The sequence below is a fragment of the Acidocella sp. KAb 2-4 genome (genome assembly GCF_020567705.1).
Classification (GTDB): domain Bacteria; phylum Pseudomonadota; class Alphaproteobacteria; order Acetobacterales; family Acetobacteraceae; genus Acidocella.
The window spans coordinates 208,159-224,484 of the sequence record NZ_JAJDJU010000001.1 but is presented as its reverse complement, the minus strand read 5'-3'; the positions used below and the strand labels follow the sequence as shown (position 1 = coordinate 224,484).

14 protein-coding genes are annotated in these 16,326 nt (G+C 66.9%); 5 read left to right on the top strand and 9 right to left on the bottom strand.

What is annotated here, in order from left to right:
• Positions 1 to 2: 2 nt before the first annotated feature.
• The gene (locus LI953_RS01060; RefSeq protein ID WP_227074114.1) at positions 3 to 779 is read right to left on the bottom strand and encodes a tetratricopeptide repeat protein; all 777 of its coding nucleotides are present in this window, start codon (positions 777 to 779) and stop codon (positions 3 to 5) included.
• A gap of 177 nt (positions 780 to 956) precedes the next feature.
• On the opposite strand from LI953_RS01060, the gene dapB reads away from it, so the two are divergent.
• The 4 genes from dapB (at position 957) to LI953_RS01040 (ending at position 5,281) form a co-directional block, all read left to right on the top strand.
• The gene (dapB, locus tag LI953_RS01055; RefSeq protein WP_227074223.1) at positions 957 to 1,712 is read left to right on the top strand and encodes a 4-hydroxy-tetrahydrodipicolinate reductase; all 756 of its coding nucleotides are present in this window, start codon (positions 957 to 959) and stop codon (positions 1,710 to 1,712) included.
• 99 nt (positions 1,713 to 1,811) lie between these two features.
• Positions 1,812 to 2,999: a methionine adenosyltransferase gene (metK, locus tag LI953_RS01050; protein WP_227074113.1), complete on the top strand. Its 1,188-nt coding sequence runs from the start codon at positions 1,812 to 1,814 to the stop codon at positions 2,997 to 2,999.
• 266 nt (positions 3,000 to 3,265) lie between these two features.
• Positions 3,266 to 3,931, top strand: a complete 666-nt coding sequence (trmB, locus tag LI953_RS01045; RefSeq protein ID WP_227074112.1) for a tRNA (guanosine(46)-N7)-methyltransferase TrmB — start codon at positions 3,266 to 3,268, stop codon at positions 3,929 to 3,931.
• Between the two features lie 192 nt (positions 3,932 to 4,123).
• Positions 4,124 to 5,281 carry an iron-containing alcohol dehydrogenase gene (locus LI953_RS01040; protein WP_370635727.1) on the top strand — a complete coding sequence of 386 codons (1,158 nt, stop codon included), beginning with the start codon at positions 4,124 to 4,126 and terminating at the stop codon, positions 5,279 to 5,281.
• A 21-nt stretch (positions 5,282 to 5,302) separates the two neighbouring features.
• Here the strand turns inward: LI953_RS01040 and LI953_RS01035 are convergent, their stop codons facing one another.
• The 5 genes from LI953_RS01035 to LI953_RS01015 all read right to left on the bottom strand — a co-directional run bounded on the left by LI953_RS01035 (position 5,303) and on the right by LI953_RS01015 (position 10,944).
• A complete protein-coding gene (locus LI953_RS01035) occupies positions 5,303 to 6,622 on the bottom strand; it encodes an AAA-associated domain-containing protein (protein WP_227074110.1) in 1,320 nt (439 codons plus the stop codon).
• A gap of 4 nt (positions 6,623 to 6,626) precedes the next feature.
• Complete coding sequence (locus LI953_RS01030; protein WP_227074109.1) at positions 6,627 to 8,354, bottom strand: ABC transporter permease subunit; 1,728 nt, start codon at positions 8,352 to 8,354, stop codon at positions 6,627 to 6,629.
• Positions 8,355 to 8,570: 216 nt separating this feature from the next.
• Positions 8,571 to 9,017, bottom strand: coding sequence for a dUTP diphosphatase (gene dut, locus LI953_RS01025; RefSeq protein WP_227074108.1), 447 nt, complete (start codon positions 9,015 to 9,017; stop codon positions 8,571 to 8,573).
• On the bottom strand, positions 9,014 to 10,195 hold the full coding sequence (coaBC, locus tag LI953_RS01020; protein ID WP_370635723.1) for a bifunctional phosphopantothenoylcysteine decarboxylase/phosphopantothenate--cysteine ligase CoaBC: 1,182 nt from the start codon (positions 10,193 to 10,195) through the stop codon (positions 9,014 to 9,016). The genes dut and coaBC overlap by 4 nt, the downstream gene beginning before the upstream one ends.
• Positions 10,192 to 10,944 carry a class I SAM-dependent methyltransferase gene (locus LI953_RS01015; protein ID WP_227074107.1) on the bottom strand — a complete coding sequence of 251 codons (753 nt, stop codon included), beginning with the start codon at positions 10,942 to 10,944 and terminating at the stop codon, positions 10,192 to 10,194. Before LI953_RS01015 ends, coaBC begins: the two co-directional genes overlap by 4 nt.
• A gap of 24 nt (positions 10,945 to 10,968) precedes the next feature.
• On the opposite strand from LI953_RS01015, the gene mutM reads away from it, so the two are divergent.
• The gene (gene mutM, locus LI953_RS01010) at positions 10,969 to 11,796 is read left to right on the top strand and encodes a bifunctional DNA-formamidopyrimidine glycosylase/DNA-(apurinic or apyrimidinic site) lyase (RefSeq protein WP_227074106.1); all 828 of its coding nucleotides are present in this window, start codon (positions 10,969 to 10,971) and stop codon (positions 11,794 to 11,796) included.
• On the opposite strand, the gene LI953_RS01005 is transcribed toward mutM, so the two are convergent.
• The 3 genes from LI953_RS01005 to LI953_RS00995 form a co-directional block, all read right to left on the bottom strand.
• Positions 11,797 to 12,897: a sensor domain-containing diguanylate cyclase gene (locus tag LI953_RS01005; protein WP_227074105.1), complete on the bottom strand. Its 1,101-nt coding sequence runs from the start codon at positions 12,895 to 12,897 to the stop codon at positions 11,797 to 11,799.
• Between the two features lie 111 nt (positions 12,898 to 13,008).
• A complete protein-coding gene (gene bcp, locus LI953_RS01000) occupies positions 13,009 to 13,476 on the bottom strand; it encodes a thioredoxin-dependent thiol peroxidase (RefSeq protein ID WP_227074104.1) in 468 nt (155 codons plus the stop codon).
• Complete coding sequence (locus tag LI953_RS00995) at positions 13,473 to 16,325, bottom strand: bifunctional [glutamine synthetase] adenylyltransferase/[glutamine synthetase]-adenylyl-L-tyrosine phosphorylase (protein WP_227074103.1); 2,853 nt, start codon at positions 16,323 to 16,325, stop codon at positions 13,473 to 13,475. Before LI953_RS00995 ends, bcp begins: the two co-directional genes overlap by 4 nt.
• Position 16,326: the final 1 nt, after the last annotated feature.

Sequence of the window (16,326 nt, the reverse complement as noted above, 5' to 3'; positions counted from 1 at the left end):
GCTTAGTCGGGCGCGGCGCTGGAGAGTCGCTCCGGCGCCGCCGCTTGCGGTTGCGCCACCAGGGCGGCGAAGGCGCCGATCTCCTGGTTCACCTTGTCGGGCGGCAGGTCGGCGCTCAACACCTGCCGCGCGTCGTCCGTCCGCCCGGCGGCGTAGAGCGCCACGGCGTAATCGGCGCGGATCTTCGGGGTCGCCTGGTCGCTGGTGGCGAGCGGGCCGAGATATTGCAGCGCATCCGCCGCCCGGCCGGAGAGCGCCAGCGACAGGCCGAGATTGACCTCGGTCGCCGCGATGCCTGGCGAAACCTGTAGCGATTGCTGATAGGCGTCGCTGGCGGCGGCGTAATGTCCTTGCAGATCGCGCGCGATGCCGAGATCGTTGAACGCCTCCGCATTCCCCGGATCGTCCTGCACCGCGGCGCTGAAGGCCTGTTCGGCCTCGATCGCGTTGCGCCGGAGCAGGCAGCGGCCAATGCCGGTTTCCGCCTCGGATGATTTCGGGTCCACCTTCAGCGCCACGCGATAGGCCGCCATCGCGTCTTCGCAACGGTCCAGCGCGTAATAGGCCGCGCCCTCGTGATAGAGCGCCTGCAGATTATTGGGGTCGTGCGCCAGCACCGATTGGCTGATGCTAAGCGCCATATCCGGATTGTCACTGGCGACGGCGGCGTCGGCGACGTTCAACATGTTGGCGTCGGCGGTGTTGGGGCCGGGGCTGGCCCCGGTGCAGCCCGCCAGCGTGAGAGCCAGCAGACAAAGCGCGGTTTCAGCTTTCAGCATGTTTTGTTTCATGATTGGCTTTGTCCCTGAAGCGCGTTGATTTTTCGTGCAGGAAAGCGTCGCCCAAGATTACGACGCAGTTAACACCCCGTTGCGCTGGGTTTGCAAGTTGCGCCTCCGGTATGAGCAACACTTTTTTGTGCGCGCGGCGAATCCGGGTAATCTGCGGGCATGACAATTCGCATCGGTATCGCCGGGATCTCCGGCCGCATGGGTATTTATCTGGCCGAGGAGGCCGCCGCCGCCGCCTCGCTCGCGGGTGGCACCAGCCGTTCGGGGCGTGGACCGGCGGGCGCGCCGCATTTCTCCGACATCACCGCGCTGGCGCGGGAGTCGGATGTGGTGATCGACTTCACCCATGCCAGCACGGTGGCCGCGCATGCCGTGGCCCTGGCCGCCACCGAGACGCCATGGGTGCTGGGCACCACTGGATATGGCGCGATGGAGCAATCGGCCATCGACGAGGCGGCGAAAACCATCCCCATCATCGCCTCGCCCAATTTCTGCACCGGGGTAAACCTGCTGCTGCTGCTGGCGGAGAAGCTCGGCCACGCCCTGCCGCCGCACCAATACGACGCCGAGATTTTGGAAATGCACCACCGGCAGAAGGTGGACGCCCCCTCGGGCACCGCGCTGGCGTTGGGCCGCGCCGTGGCGCAGGGGCGGGGGGTGAGGCTGGAGGAGGTCATGGTCTCGGGCCGCGATGGCCATACCGGCCCGCGCAAGGATGGCGAGATCGGCTTCGCCACGCTGCGCGGCGGGCAGATCGTGGGCAGCCATTCGGTACTGTTCACCGCCGGAGACGAGCAGATCGCCCTGACCCACCACGCCTTCGACCGCCGGGTCTTCGCCTCGGGCGCGGTGCGCGCGGCGCTATGGCTGCACGCCCAGCCGGCGGGGCTGTATTCGATGCGCGATTTCCTGCGCCTCTGATTTCTTTATTCTGCAAAAGTGCCGTGCCCGCCGGGGTATTGACCCCGGGGGCCGGATGGGTCATCGGGTCCGCCTGGAATTTTGGGGGTATTGCACATTATGCGCGATCGCGGCGAGTTTCTGTTCACGTCTGAATCCGTCTCGGAAGGTCATCCGGATAAGGTTGCCGACCGCATCTCCGACGCCGTGGTCGACGCCTATCTGGCCGCCGACCCGTATTCGCGCGTCGCCTGTGAGACGCTGGTGACCACCAACCGCATCGTGCTCGCGGGCGAGGTGCGTGGGCCGGAGCACATCACCAAGGAATACCTCGCTCATCTCGCCCGCATGGCGGTGCGCGATATCGGCTACGACCAGGAGGGCTTCTCCTGGAAGAACGCCGAGGTGGCGGTGCATCTGCACGCGCAATCGGCGCATATCGCCGTGGGCGTGGACGCCGCCGGTAACAAGGACGAAGGCGCTGGCGACCAGGGCATCATGTTCGGTTATGCCTGCACCGAGACCGAGGCGCTGATGCCCGCTCCGATCTATTATTCGCACCTGATCCTGCGCCGCATCTCCGAGCTGCGCCACGCCGCCGACTCCCAGGTGAAGGGCCTGCTGCCCGATGCCAAGAGCCAGGTGACGCTGAAATATGTGGATGGCAAGCCGGTGGGCGCGACCTCGGTGGTCGTCTCCATTCAGCACGAGCCCGGCTATACCCCGGACCGGGTGAAGGAAATCCTGCGCCCGATCGTGAAGGCGGCGCTGCCCGAGGGCTGGATGCCCGAGGACAAGGAGTTCTACGTCAACCCGACCGGCATCTTCGAGATCGGCGGTCCGGATGGCGATTGTGGCCTCACCGGGCGCAAGATCATCGTCGACACCTATGGCGGCGCGGCGCCGCATGGCGGTGGCGCGTTCTCGGGCAAGGACCCGACCAAGGTGGACCGCTCGGCCGCCTATGTTTGCCGCTATCTGGCCAAAAACGTGGTCGCGGCTGGCTTGTCCGAGCGCTGCACGCTGCAGCTCTCTTATGCCATCGGCGTGTCGCAGCCGCTCTCGCTCTATGTGGACCTGCACGGCACCGGCAAGGATATCGACGAGGCGAAGGTGGCCAAGGTGCTGCGCGATCTGGTCAACCTGACGCCGCGCGGCATCCGTGAGCATCTGCAGCTCAACCGCCCGATCTATGTGCCGACCTCGTCCTTCGGCCATTTCGGCCGCACACCGGACCCGGAGCTGGGCACCTTCACCTGGGAGAAGACCGACCTGGTGCCGGCGCTGAAGAGCGCGTTCGGGCGCTGAGCCTGAGAGTTGCGCCGCCAGCCTGCGGTGGCGGCGCGACAAGCTTAAGTTTTTCGGGCCTGGGGGTGGCAAAGCCGCGCTCCAGGCCGAGTTGTTTGTGATGCCCCCCACGCCGATCTGGCTGCGCCTGGCCGTGGTCGGCTTCTGCATCCAGACAATGTATTTCGGCGGGTGCCACGCTGCCTTTGCTTCGGGCATATCCTCGGCATCGTATCGCTGCAGCCGCTGCTGGGGGCGGTGCTGGCCCGCTGGCATAGGAAGGCAACATGAAGATCAAACCCATCCCCGACCGGCTTTATGGCCGCATCAAAGGCAAAAAACTCCGCCCGCGCCAGGAATGGCTGCTGGAGGCGTTCCTGCCCCGCACCGCCTGGCCGGAGGCGCCCTTCGGCATCACCCCGCGCGAGATCTGGCTGGAAGTCGGCTTCGGCGGCGGCGAGCACGCCTATGAGCTGGCCACGCGCAACCCCGATATCGGCTACATCGCCGCCGAGGTGTTCGAGACCGGTATTTGCTCGCTGCTGGCCAAGATCGCGCCGGATGGCGTGGACGCGCCCGAGCCGCTGCCCAATCTGCGCTTGTTCACCGGCGATGCCCGCCCATTGCTGCGCAGCTTCGAGGCGGGCGCGCTCTCCAAGCTGTTCTTGATGTTCCCCGACCCCTGGCCGAAAGCGCGCCACGCCAAGCGCCGCTTCGTGCACCCCGACATGGTGACGGAAGTCGCCCGCGCCCTGCGCGAGGGTGGGGAGTGGCGCATCGCCTCAGACGACCCAACCTACCAGGAATGGACCGACGAGGTGATGGGCGCGCAGGATCTGTTCACGGTCACGCGCATGACCGACCACCCCGAGGGCTGGCCGCATACGCGCTATGAGGCCAAGGCCATCGCCGCCGGGCGCCGGCCGGTTTACTGGTCGGCCATCCGGCGCTGACCGACAGTGTTCTGAATTGGGGTGCGCCTGTCCTGTTATGGATCGCCCCATCTCCCCCATCTCGGAAAGTTTCCTGAGATTGCCGACGGTTGTGTAACTGGCATGTGATTTGCTCAAGCCCCAAGGCGGGCGGCCTGCGCCGCCGTCGCTAACATTACAAAAGCTTGAGGAAATGACATGGGTTATCATAACATCGCCGACCGCACAGACAGCTTCTTCATTCCCTGCGTCACGCTGATCGGGCCGGGCTGCGCCCGCGAGACCGGGCCGCGCGCCAAGGCGCTGGGCGCCAAAAAGGCGCTCATCGTGACCGATGCCGGGCTGCACAAGATGGGCGTGTCCGAGCTGATCGCCTCCTATCTGCGCGAGGCGGGGCTCGAGGCCGTGATCTTCGCCGGTGCCGAGCCGAACCCCACCGACATCAACGTGCATGATGGCGTCAAGGCTTATCAGGACGCTGGCTGCGATTTCATCGTCTCGCTGGGCGGCGGCTCATCGCATGACTGCGCCAAGGGCATTGGCCTGGTCACGGCGGGCGGCGGGCATATCCGCGATTACGAGGGCGTCGATAAATCCAGCGTGCCGATGACGCCGTTGATCTCGATCAACACCACGGCTGGCACGGCCTCGGAGATGACGCGCTTCTGCATCATCACCAATTCCAGCAATCATGTGAAAATGGCGATCGTGGATTGGCGCTGCACGCCGCTCATCGCCATCGATGATCCGCGCCTGATGGTGGCGATGCCGCCCGCGCTCACCGCCGCCACCGGCATGGATGCGCTGACCCATGCCGTGGAGGCTTACGTCTCCACCGCCGCCACGCCGATTACCGATGCCTGCGCCGAGAAGGCGATCGCGCTGATCGGTGAATGGCTGCCCAAGGCCGTGGCGAATGGCGAGAACATGGAGGCGCGCGCGGCCATGTGCTACGCGCAATATCTGGCGGGCATGGCGTTCAACAACGCCTCGCTGGGTTATGTGCATGCCATGGCGCATCAGCTTGGCGGATTTTACAATTTGCCGCATGGCGTGTGCAACGCCATCCTGCTGCCGCATGTGTCGGCGTTTAACCTGATCGCCGCCGCCGAGCGTTACGCCACCATTGCCGAATTGCTGGGCGTGAACACCGAGAGCCTCAGCACCCCCGATGCCGCGCAGGCGGCGATCGACGCGATCAAGGCACTCTCAGGCTCGATCGGGATTCCCGCCGGGTTGGCGCAGCTTGGCGTGAAGGCCGAGGATCATGCGGTAATGGCTGGAAACGCGCAGAAGGATGCCTGCATGCTCACCAACCCGCGCAAGGCCACGCTGGCGCAGGTGATCGGCATTTTCGAAGCGGCGATGTAACCGCGGCCGGGAAGGGGAGGCTCAGGCCTCCTCTTCCTCATCCTCTTCTTCCAGGCTGAATTGCTGCGCCTCTTCGTCATATTCGAAGATTTCGGCGTAGCGGCCCCAGGAGATCACGGCGCGCAGGGTCTCCTCGGCATAATCGGGGGACATATGATCCTCCAGCTCGTCGCGGAACCGCACCGCCGAGGCGCGATGGTTGGAGCGCTGGTCGATGACGGCGCGGATGGCGTTGACGAGCGGCACATGCGCGCGCAGCGCGGCGCCGAAGATCTCCTTGCGGTCCTCGGTCTCGGCATCGGCGAATTTGCGGCCGGTTTCGGTGAGGAACAAATCGCCTTCCTCCAGCCGCGCGAAGCCGAGAAGTTGCAGCGTTTCGCCCAGCGGCAGCAGATCGTCCACCTCGTATTGCAGGGCGGCGGCCAGGGCTGGCAGGTCGGCGCGGCCTTCATAGGGCGCGGCATGCAGCGTTTCGATAAGACCCGCGATGAGGTTGGTGGAGACCGGATGCAGCGTGGTGGCGAAGCCGGTGGGCGCGGCGGTGGCGGGCTGAACCTCCTTGGGCGCGCGGCGCGTCATGATGCCGTAAATATCGTCCACGGTCTGCCGGAAGGCCGGGTCGAAGCGGTTGCGCGGGTGCTTGAAGGGCACTTTCAGCTCATGCGCCACACGGCCAGGGTTGGAGGAGAAGACCAGGATGCGATCCGCCAGCAGCACGGCTTCCTCGATGTTGTGCGTGACCAGCAGGATGGATTTCACCGGCAGCTTCTTTTCCATCCAGAGGTCGATGAGGTCGGTGCGCAGCGTTTCGGCGGTCAGCACGTCGAGCGCCGAAAACGGCTCGTCCATGAGCAGCAGATCGGGGTGCACCACCAGCGCGCGCGCCAGCCCCACGCGCTGGCGCATGCCGCCTGAGAGCTCCTTGGGGTAGGCGGTGTCGTAACCGCCAAGACCGATCAGGTCGATCGCTTCTTCCGAGCGTTCCTCGCGCTCGTCGTTTCTCATGCCCAGCGCCTCCAGCCCCAGCTCCACATTTTCCTGCACGGTGAGCCAGGGGAATAGCGCGAAACTCTGGAACACCATGGCGACGCCGGGCACCGGGCCGCGCAAGGGCTGGCCGCGCCAGCGCACATCGCCCGCCGTTGGCTTGAGCAGCCCGGCGACGATGCGCAGCAGGGTGGATTTGCCCGAGCCTGAGCGCCCGAGCAGCGCGACGATCTCCCCCTCGTGCAGCGTCAGGTTGACATCATCGAGTACCACCAGCTCGGCCGTGGTGTCCTTGTGGTAGGATTGGCGGCAGTTGCTGACGGTGACCAGCGGCGCGCCGAGATTCTGATCCATAGGCTTACCCCAGAGTGCTGCGGCGGGTCGCGTAATCAAATAGCGGCCGCCAGAGGATACGATTGACCACGATGACGAAGCCCGACATCACCACCACGCCGAGCACGACGCGCGCGGTGTCGCCATTGGCGGTGGCCTGGGCGATATAGGCGCCCAGGCCGTGCGCGGCGAGGTTGGTTTTACCCCAGCTCGCCACCTCGGCGACGATCGAGGCGTTCCATGCGCCGCCCGATGCGGTGAGCGCGCCGTTGATGAAGAAGGGCATGATCGCCGGGATCATTACCTTGCGCCACCACAGCCAACCCCTGATCTGGAAATTCGACACCGCCTCCTTGAGGTCGCCGGGAAATGCGGCGGCCCCGGCGATGACGTTGAACAGCATGTACCATTGCGTGCCGATCAGCATCAGCGGCGATAGCCAGATGTCGGGGCTGACGTGGAAATACACGATGGCCAGCACCACGGGCGGGAACAACAAATTGGCCGGGAAGGCGGCGAGAAACTGCGCGATCGGCTGCGCGATGCGCGTGACCTTGGGGCGCAGCCCGATCCACACGCCAATCGGCACCCAGATCAGCGCCGCCACGGTCATCAGCACCATCACGCGCAGCAGGGTGTAGAAGCCCATCAGCACGGCGGTGCCGAGATCTGACCAATGCAGCGTGGCCGAGACGAAGATGAAGATGCGGTAGCTCGCATAGGCGGCCACCAGCGCGATGCAGACGAACCAGACCCCGTCGAACCAGCGGGAGGGTTCGCGACTTTCGTCGATCTGCGCGCGCACGGGCGGGGTCAGGCGCAGGCGGGTGATGGTGCGCAAGGCTCCGCCGAGGACATCGCCGATCTCCTGAAACAGCGCGGTGCGGCGCAGGATCTTCAGCATCCACGGTTCCGGTCCGGCGCTCACCGCCGTGGTCTCGAAGCGGAACTTGGCCGACCAAGCCACCAGAGGGCGGAACAGGAGCTGGTCGTAAAGCAGGATCACCACGAGCATGGCGCTGATCGCGTAGAGAATGGCCGGCAGATCCTCCCGCGCCAGGGCGGTGGCCACGTAAGAGCCGATGCCGGGAAGCTGGAAGGTGGTGTTGCCAACCGTCACCGCCTCCGACGCGACGACGAAGAACCAGCCGCCGGACATTGAGAGCATGGTGTTCCACACCAGCCCCGGCATGGCGAAGGGCACGTCCAGCCGCCAGAAGCGCTGCCACGGGCTAAGGCGGAAACTGCGCGCGGCTTCCTGTAAATCTTTGGGCAGGGTGACCAGCGACTGGTAGAAGGAAAAGGCCATGTTCCAGGCCTGGGAGGTGAAGATCACGAACACCGAGGCCAGCTCGGCGCCCATCACCTTGCCCGGAAACAGCCCGAGGAAGAACACGGTGGTGAAGGTGAGGAAGCCCAGGATGGGGACGGATTGCAGGATGTCGAGGATCGGGATCAGCACCATGCCCGCCCGGCGCGATTTCGCCGCCAGCGTGGCATAGGTGAAGGTGAACAGCAGCGAGAAGAACAGCGCCGCGAACATGCGCGCGGTGGAGCGCAGCGCGTAATAGGGCAGATAGGCCGGGTCCAGGTGGATCGGCGAGTTCTGGATGGTGGCGATTGAGGTGGAGATGGTGCCGCGGCCCACATCCACCAGGGCGATCAGCAGGCCCATGACCAGCAGCAGCGCCACCCCATCCCAGCGGTTCGGCAATCGGCGCCCGGCCAGGGCCGTGGGAGTATAATTCGTCATCGTACCGCCTGGCGTTCGGTGAGGTTGCTTTTGCTCCCTTAACCAGCATGCGGGGGTTTGTCACCCAGGCATCGCATGGCGATTGCGTTACAGCGCCCAGGCCCGTGAATCGAGCCTAGTCATTGACGAAAACTCGCCAAATGCCTCTATTCAGCCATGGGAGGGGCCGGGCCTGGCGCTGGTCACGCGCGCGCCCAAGCCTCCGCCGGGTTAAACCTAATGTCCCGTGCTGCCGAACCCGCCCGCGCCGCGCTCCGTCTCGTCGAGATCCTCAACCACCTGCCACAGCGCGCGCACCACCGGCGCCACCACCGCCTGGGCGATGCGCATGCCGCGCGTCACCTCAAATGGCGCGGCCCCGGTGTTGAGCACGATCACGCCGACCTCGCCGCGGTAATCCTCGTCGATCGTGCCGGGGGAGTTGGGCAGGGTAATGCCGTGCTTGAGCGCCAGCCCCGAGCGCGGGCGCACCTGCAACTCATAGCCCGGCGGCAGGGCGATGCAGAACCCGGTGGGGATCAGCGCCCGCCCGCCCGGCGCGATGGTCACGGTCTCACCCACGGCCGCCAGCAGATCCATCCCCGCCGCGCCGGCGGTGGTGTAATGCGGCAGTTCGAGCCCTTCGCCATGCGGCAGGCGGCGGATCTTCACAGTCACGTTCATACAAAAAATTCTCCGATGCGCGCGGCGAGTTTTTGCGCCAGCGCGGTTTTGTCCATGCGCTCCCAGGCCTCGGCCCCGGCTTCGGTGAGCAGCAGAATCTCGTTCTCATCGCCGCCCATGATGCCGGTGCCGCCGACATCATTGGCCACCAACCAGTCGCAGCCCTTGCGCGCGCGCTTGGCGGCGGCGTGCTCGGCCAGTTTCTCGGTCTCGGCGGCAAAGCCGATCACCAGCCGGGGGCGTTGCGGGCCGGGCTGGGAGAGTTCGGCCAGGATGTCCGGGTTCTCGGCCAGATGCAGCGCGGGCGGCTGGCCCGAGCCATCCTTCTTGATCTTCTGTCCCGCTTCCTCGACGCGCCAATCCGCCACGGCGGCGGCGCAGATCGCGATATCGGCGGGCAGGGCGGCGCGCACGGCCTCGCGCATCTGCCGCGCCGTCTCCACCCGCACCACCCGCACCCCCGCGGGGTCCGGCACGCTCACCGGGCCGCTGACCAGCGTGACCCGCGCCCCCAGCGCGGCGAGCGCGGCGGCGATGGCGTGGCCCTGCTTGCCCGAGGAGCGGTTCGCCAGGTAGCGCACCGGGTCGATCGGCTCATGCGTCGGCCCGCTGGTGACGATCGCGTGGCGGCCGCGCAGCGGTCCATCGGCGAGGGCGGCGCTGATGGCGGCGAGGATCGCTGGTGGCTCGGCCAGACGGCCGGGGCCAAACTCGCCGCAGGCCATCGGGCCTTGCTCGGGTGGCACCACCAGCACGCCGCGCTTGGCCAGCAGCGCCATATTGGCCTGGGTGGCGGGGTGCTCCCACATCCGTACATTCATCGCCGGAGCCACCAGCACGCGCTTATCGGTGGCCAGCAGCAGGGTGGAGGCCAGATCATCGGCCAGCCCCGCCGCCATCTTGGCCAGCATGTCGGCGCTGGCCGGCGCCACCACCACCAGGTCGGCGGCGCGGGAGAGCTCGATATGCCCCATCTCGCTCTCATCGGTGAGCGAAAACAGATCCTGGTACACCTTGTTGCCGGTGAGCGCCTGCAAGGAGAGCGGGGTGACGAATTGCGCCCCGGCTTTGGTCAGCACGGCGGTCACGCCGTAGCCCGCCTTGGTGGCGAGGCGCACCAGCTCCAGCACCTTATAGGCCGCGATGCCGCCGGTGACGATGAGCAGCAGCTTCCTCACAGGCGCCAGCCGGAATGGATGGCCGCGATGCCGCCAGAGAGGTTGCGGTAGGTCACGCGCGACAGCCCGGCATCCTCGAACATGCGCTTCAGCGTCTCCTGGTCGGGGAACATGCGGATGCTCTCGGCCAGATATTGGTAGCTCGCGGCGTCCTTGGCCACGATCTGGCCGATGCGCGGCAGCGCCTCGAACGACCACGCGTCATAAAGCCCGCTCAGCCCGGCGATCTGCAGACGCGAGAATTCCAGCACCATGAACCGCCCGCCCGGCTTCAGCAGGCGCCGCGCCTCGGCGATCACCTTGTCCTTATTGGTGCAGTTGCGCAGGCCGAAGGCCATGGAGATGCGGTCGAAGCTGGCATCGGGCAGGGGCAGCTTCTCGGCATCGGCCACCAGGAACTCGATATCGCCCAGATAGCCGTTGGCGGCCGCGCGGTCGCGCCCGACGCTGAGCATGGCGGCGTTGATGTCCGACATCACCACCTTGCCGCCGCCACGCTTGAGCCAGCCGAAGGTGATGTCCCCCGTTCCCGCGGCGAGATCGAGCAGCGTGTAATTGGGGCGCGGGTCGAGCGCGGTGAGGAATTCGCGCTTCCATAACCGGTGGACGCCGAGCGACATCAGGTCGTTCATCACATCGTATTTGCCGGCCACGGAGTCGAAGACCTCCCGCACCAGGGCGGCTTTCTGCCCGCGGGGGACGGTCTTGAAACCGAAATCGGCGGTCTCGTTGGAATTGTTCTGGCTCATGCGCGGCAGTATAGCCGGATCATCATGCCGGAACTACCCGAGGTCGAGACCGTAATGCGCGGGCTTGATGCCCGCCTCACCGGGCGGCGTATCAAGCGCGCCACGCTGCACAGGGCGGACATACGCTGGCCGGTGCCGCCAGAGCTGCCGCGCGTGCTCACCGGGGCGCGCGTGCTGGGCTTTCGCCGCCGTGGCAAGTTCATGCTGATGCGCCTCGATAACGGGCAGTCTGTGCTGATCCATCTCGGCATGTCCGGGCGGATGCTGCTCGACGCGCCGCCCGCCGCGCATGAGCACCTGACCATCGAGACCGAGGAGGGCGGCCGGGTCGGGTTTGTCGATCCGCGCCGGTTCGGGGTGCTCGATCTGGTGCCCACCGCCGAGGAGGACAGCCACAAACTGCTCGCTGGCATGGGCCCGGAGCCGCTGGGCAACGAATTCTCCGCCCCGGTGCTCGCGGCGGCGCTCAAGGGTCGAACCAGCGCGATCAAGGCGGCGCTGCTCGACCAGCGCATCGTCGCTGGTATCGGCAATATCTACGCCAGCGAGGCGCTGTTCCGCGCCGGCATCGACCCGCGCCGCGCTGCCGGGAAGATCTCGCGTCCACGCATCGAGGCGCTGGTGCAGGCGATCCGCGACACGCTGCGCGAGGCGATCGCGGCGGGCGGGTCGAGCCTGCGCGATTACGTGCAGCCCAATGGCGAGCTGGGCTATTTTCAGCATGCCTGGAAGGTTTATGGCCGTGCCGGAGAGGCTTGCGAGCGCTGCCCCGGCCCGCCCGCCTGCCATGGCATCAAATGCATCACGCAATCTGGCCGCAGCACCTATTACTGCCCAAAGACGCAGAAATAATCAGGGTGTTGCCGAGCCCACCGGGGAGTGGTCGTTGAGCTTGCCGATCACCACCTTGTTCCGCCCCGCCGCCTTGGCCCGGTAGAGCCCGATATCGGCGGCCTGCACCAGCGCGCGCGGCCCGGCTTCGGTATCGAGCCGCGACACACCGATGGAAACCGTGAATTTGCGGTGCGGAAATTCCGAGGCCGCGACCAGCCCGCGCACTCGCTCGGCCACCAGAAAGGCGTCGGCAAGATCGGTCGCGGGCAGGATGATGGCGAATTCCTCGCCGCCATAGCGCGCCAGGAAATCGTAAGGCCGCAGACTGGAGAGCAGCACGCGGGCGACCGATTGTAGCGCGGTATCGCCCGCCGGGTGGCCGTAACTGTCGTTATATTGCTTGAAATTATCGATATCGAGCAGCAGCAGCGAAAGCGGCGCGCCAGTGCGCTGGGCGCGGGCGGCTTCCTCGCTCAGCTTCTGATCATAGGCGCGCCGGTTGGGAATGCCGGTGAGCGCGTCGGTCACGTTTTGCTGGCCGAGTTTCGCGTTGGCCGCGGACAGGCCGATCAGCGTGCGCCGCATCTCCAGCAATTGCATCACCTGCCGGGCCAGGGTTTCCAGCGCGTGGCATTGCTCGGGGCTGAGCGTGCGCACGCGCCGGTCCATTACGGCGAGGCTGCCCAGAATATCGCCCGTCGGCGAGCAGAGCGGCGCGGCGGCGTAGAGGCGCAACCGCCCGGATCGCGCGGCCACGCGGGCAAAGCGCGCATCCGCCTGGATATCCGCCACATGCAGCAATTTCCCCGGCTCGTGCAGCGCGGCCTCCCGCACCGTGCCGCGCGGCAGCTCGAAGGGCTTGTCGGCAAAGGCGGGGGTGCAACTGCGGGCCTTCACCCAATGGCGGCCATGGTCGAAGAAAGAGATCGCCGCCACCGGCGCGGCGCAGACAAAGGCCGCGAGTTTGGCGATGTCGTCATAGGATTTTTCCGGCTCGCTATCGAGAATCTCATAGGCGTCCAAAGCCTGCGGGCTGCTATCCTCATCCTGCGTTTTTGGCAGAGCGGCGGCCAAACGCGATTCGGGTGGCGACGGCCGAATATCCAGGACTTCGTTCACGGCACAGCATCCTCTTTCCTAACGTGGATTCATGATGCCGCGATAATCGTTAACTTGCCGTAAAATTCAGTTCGCCACCCGCACGATGTTAAGCTTCCCCCCGGCGCGGGCTCAGCCCAGCGCCTGCACCGCCGCCAACACCTCCTCGGCATGACCGGCAACCTTCACCTTCGGCCACAGTTTCGCGACCTTGCCCTTGGCGTCGACGAGCACGGTTGAGCGCTCGATGCCCATGTATTTCTTGCCGTACATCGATTTCTCTTGCCACGCGCCATAGGCGTTGATCACCTCGGCCTCAGGGTCGGAGGCAAGCGGAAACTGCAACGAATATTTCTCGGCGAATTTCTCCAGCGCCTTCATCGAGTCCTTGGAGACACCGATGACAGTGACATCGAGTTTGGAGAATTCCGGCAATCCGTCCTGGAAGGCGCAGGCCTCCTTGGTGCAGCCCGGCGTGTCGGCGCGCGGATAGAAATAGAGCACGAAGGGTTTGCCCTTCAGCGATGCCAGCGAGACGGTGCGGCCACCCGTGGCGGGCAGCGAGAAATCGGGGGCCTTGTCGCCTTCGGCCAAACTCATGTGATGTCTCCTCGTCTGATGATGCGGTTGAAACAGGCTTGTACCTGGGCGGCGGTCTGCGCCATGACAAGGCGCAGCTCGGCGAAATCGGCCGTGCCGGTGGCGCGCAGCAGCGGCGCCGCCAGCGCGGTGGGAGGGTCGCTGGCGCGCTCCGAGAGGCCCGTGATGCGGTTGACGCCCTGAATCGTCCGCCACAAATGGTCGGCGCGCAGCAGCAGCCCCGCATCCGGCTCATCCAGCAGCTCCGCCCGTTCCAGCGCGCGCAGCGCGGCGGCGGTGTTGGGCTGGAACACCTCCGGCCGGCGCGGCCCATGCACGAGTTGCAGCGCCTGCGCCACGAATACCACCTCCATCATGCCGCCGGGCAGGGCTTTCACGTCGAACATCCCGCGGGGCGGCAGTTCGGCGGCCAGGCGGTCGCGCATATCGGCGGTGTCTTTCAGGATCGATTCGGCGCTCTGCTCGCGCTCCAGCGCGGCGCGAATGGCCGCTTCCACCACCTTGGCGAAGCCCGGCGTCGCCGCCAGCACCCGCGCGCGGGTCAGGGCCAAGCGCTCCCAGGTCCAGGATTCCTGCGCGTGGTAGCGGCGGAACGCCTCCAGCGCCACCGCCACCGGGCCATGATTGCCCGAGGGGCGCAGCCGCATATCGATGTGATAAAGCTGCCCCTCCTTGCCCTGGGCGGTGAGCGCGGCGGTGAAGGCGTGGCTGAGACGCACGAAATACGGCGTCGGCGCGATATCCGCCGGGGCGTAGTCATAGATCAGCATCAGGTCGAGGTCGGACCCCGCCAGCATCTCGCCGGCCCCGGCCTTGCCCATCGCCACCACGGCGAAGCGCGCGCCCGGCACGCGGCCATAGCGCGTCTTATGCGCCGCCAGCACGCGCGGCAGCAGCAGCGAGAGCGCCGATTCCGCAAGCGCCGTGCGCAACCGCCCGGCGGCGTCGGCGTCGATACGCCCCTCCAGCGTGGCTACGGAAAGATGAAACTCCTCCTGCCGCACGAAGCGCCGTGTGATCTCCGTCGCCTGCTCCAAATCCTCGGCCTCCGCCAGCTGGCGGCGCAGCACCGGCTTGGGCGCGGCGAAGCGGGCGCTGGGGCTGAGCAGGCCTTCGAGCGCCTGCGGGTCTTCCGCCAGTTGCTCGGCCAGGGCCGGGGCCGCGCCGAGTACCGCCGCCACGCGCTGCAACAGCGCCGGATGGCGGGTGAACAGCGAGAGCAACTGCACCCCGGCGCGCTGGCGCGAGAGCAGCGTGTCGAACAGCGCGAAGGCCTTGTCCGGCTCCGGCAGCGCGCCGAGCGCGCCGAACAGATGCGGCAATAGCTGCTCCAGCAACTCGCGCGCCCGCTCGGCCCGGAGCGCTGGCAGCCGCCCGCTCGTCCATTCGCGCAGCCGCGCCGCGATGTGCTGGGGGTCGGCAAAGCCCAGCTCCTGCAGCTTGGCGGTGAAGGCGGCGGGGGGCGGGCCGTCGGTTCCGGGGTCGAGGGCCGGCGGCGGCTCCTCGGCCCCCGCATCGAAGAAGGAGCGAAAATGCCCATGCACCCGCGCCAGCAGGGCGGGGAAGTCACGCAGGAATCCGGGTTCGCCGAGGAAGATGGTGAACGCCTCCAGCGCCGCCTGGGTGGTGGGCAGGGCGTGGGTCTGGCGGTCGCCCACCATTTGCAGCCGGTGCTCCACCTGGCGCAGCTTGCGGTAATCCGCCGCCAGTTCGCGCGCCGTGCGCTCGGGCAGATGCCCGGCCCTGGCCATGGCGGGCAGCGCGTCCAGTGTCGGCGGTATGCGCAGCGCCGGTTCCTGCCCGCCCCAGACGAGGCCCAGCGTCTGCACGATGAATTCGATCTCGCGAATGCCGCCGCGCCCGCGCTTCACGTCCAGCCCCAGCAGCCCGGCGCCGCCGGTTTGCGCGTCGATCTGGCGTTTCATCTCGTGGATTTCGGAGATCGCCGCGAAATCGAGATATTTGCGCCAGATGAAGGAGCGGATCGCGGCCAGGAATTGCTCGCCGAGCGCGATATCGCCCGCGATCGGCCGCGCCTTGGAAAAGGCGGCGCGCTCCCAGGTCCGGCCCTGCGACTCGTAATAGGCCAGCGCCGTGGGCAGGGCCACGACCGGCGGCGTGGCCGAGGGGTCGGGCCGCAGCCGCAGATCGACGCGGAACACGTAGCCATCCTCGTCGCGCGCGGCGAGCAGGGTGGTGATGTCGCGCGCCAGCCGCGCCATCATGCTTTGCGCGTCCTCGGGATAGACCGCGCAATCCGGGTCGTAGAGCAGCACGAGGTCGATATCGGAGGAGTAATTCAGCTCATGCGCGCCGAGCTTGCCCAGCCCCAGCGCCACGAAGCCGCAGCCGCGCTCCGGCTCGCCGGGGAAGGGCAGGGTGATCTTCTCCGCCTCGTGCAGGTCCAGCAGCAAATGCCGCAGCGCGGCGCGCAGCGTGGTCCCCGCGAGATCAGAGAGCGCAAGCGTGATCTTCTCCAGCGGCCACAGCCCGCCAATATCGGCAATGGCGATGGCCAAAGCCGCCTGCCGCTTGGCCCGGCGCACGGCCGCGCTCACCTCGCGGCGCGAGAGGTCGAGCGGCAATTCCCGCACTGTTTGCAACAGCGCGGCAACATGCGCGTCTACCCCGGACGTCATGCAGGCGAGCAGCGCCTCCGAGTCGCGGCAGGCGAGTTCCGCGAGATATGGCGCGTTGCCGCCCAGCGCGTCGAGCAGGGCCGCCCCCTCGGCGCTGGCGGCGAAGCGCGCCTGGGCTTCGCCAAGCTCGGAAAAATCGACGCGCAGCCGCTTGGCGGCCTCGGCATCGGCGGGTTTGGGAAACACCGGCTTGTGGGAAGTGCTGGGCATC

Excerpts from the sequence above, each read along its gene's own strand:
- LI953_RS01060 (WP_227074114.1), bottom strand. The coding sequence starts at position 779 with ATGCTGAAAGCTGAAACCGCGCTTTGTCTGCTGGCTCTCACGCTGGCG.
- metK (WP_227074113.1), top strand. The coding sequence starts at position 1,812 with ATGCGCGATCGCGGCGAGTTTCTGTTCACGTCTGAATCCGTCTCGGAA.
- trmB (WP_227074112.1), top strand. The coding sequence starts at position 3,266 with ATGAAGATCAAACCCATCCCCGACCGGCTTTATGGCCGCATCAAAGGC.
- LI953_RS01035 (WP_227074110.1), bottom strand. The coding sequence starts at position 6,622 with ATGGATCAGAATCTCGGCGCGCCGCTGGTCACCGTCAGCAACTGCCGC.
- LI953_RS01030 (WP_227074109.1), bottom strand. The coding sequence starts at position 8,354 with ATGACGAATTATACTCCCACGGCCCTGGCCGGGCGCCGATTGCCGAAC.
- dut (WP_227074108.1), bottom strand. The coding sequence starts at position 9,017 with ATGAACGTGACTGTGAAGATCCGCCGCCTGCCGCATGGCGAAGGGCTC.
- LI953_RS01015 (WP_227074107.1), bottom strand. The coding sequence starts at position 10,944 with ATGAGCCAGAACAATTCCAACGAGACCGCCGATTTCGGTTTCAAGACC.
- mutM (WP_227074106.1), top strand. The coding sequence starts at position 10,969 with ATGCCGGAACTACCCGAGGTCGAGACCGTAATGCGCGGGCTTGATGCC.
- bcp (WP_227074104.1), bottom strand. The coding sequence starts at position 13,476 with ATGAGTTTGGCCGAAGGCGACAAGGCCCCCGATTTCTCGCTGCCCGCC.
- LI953_RS00995 (WP_227074103.1), bottom strand. The coding sequence starts at position 16,325 with ATGCCCAGCACTTCCCACAAGCCGGTGTTTCCCAAACCCGCCGATGCC.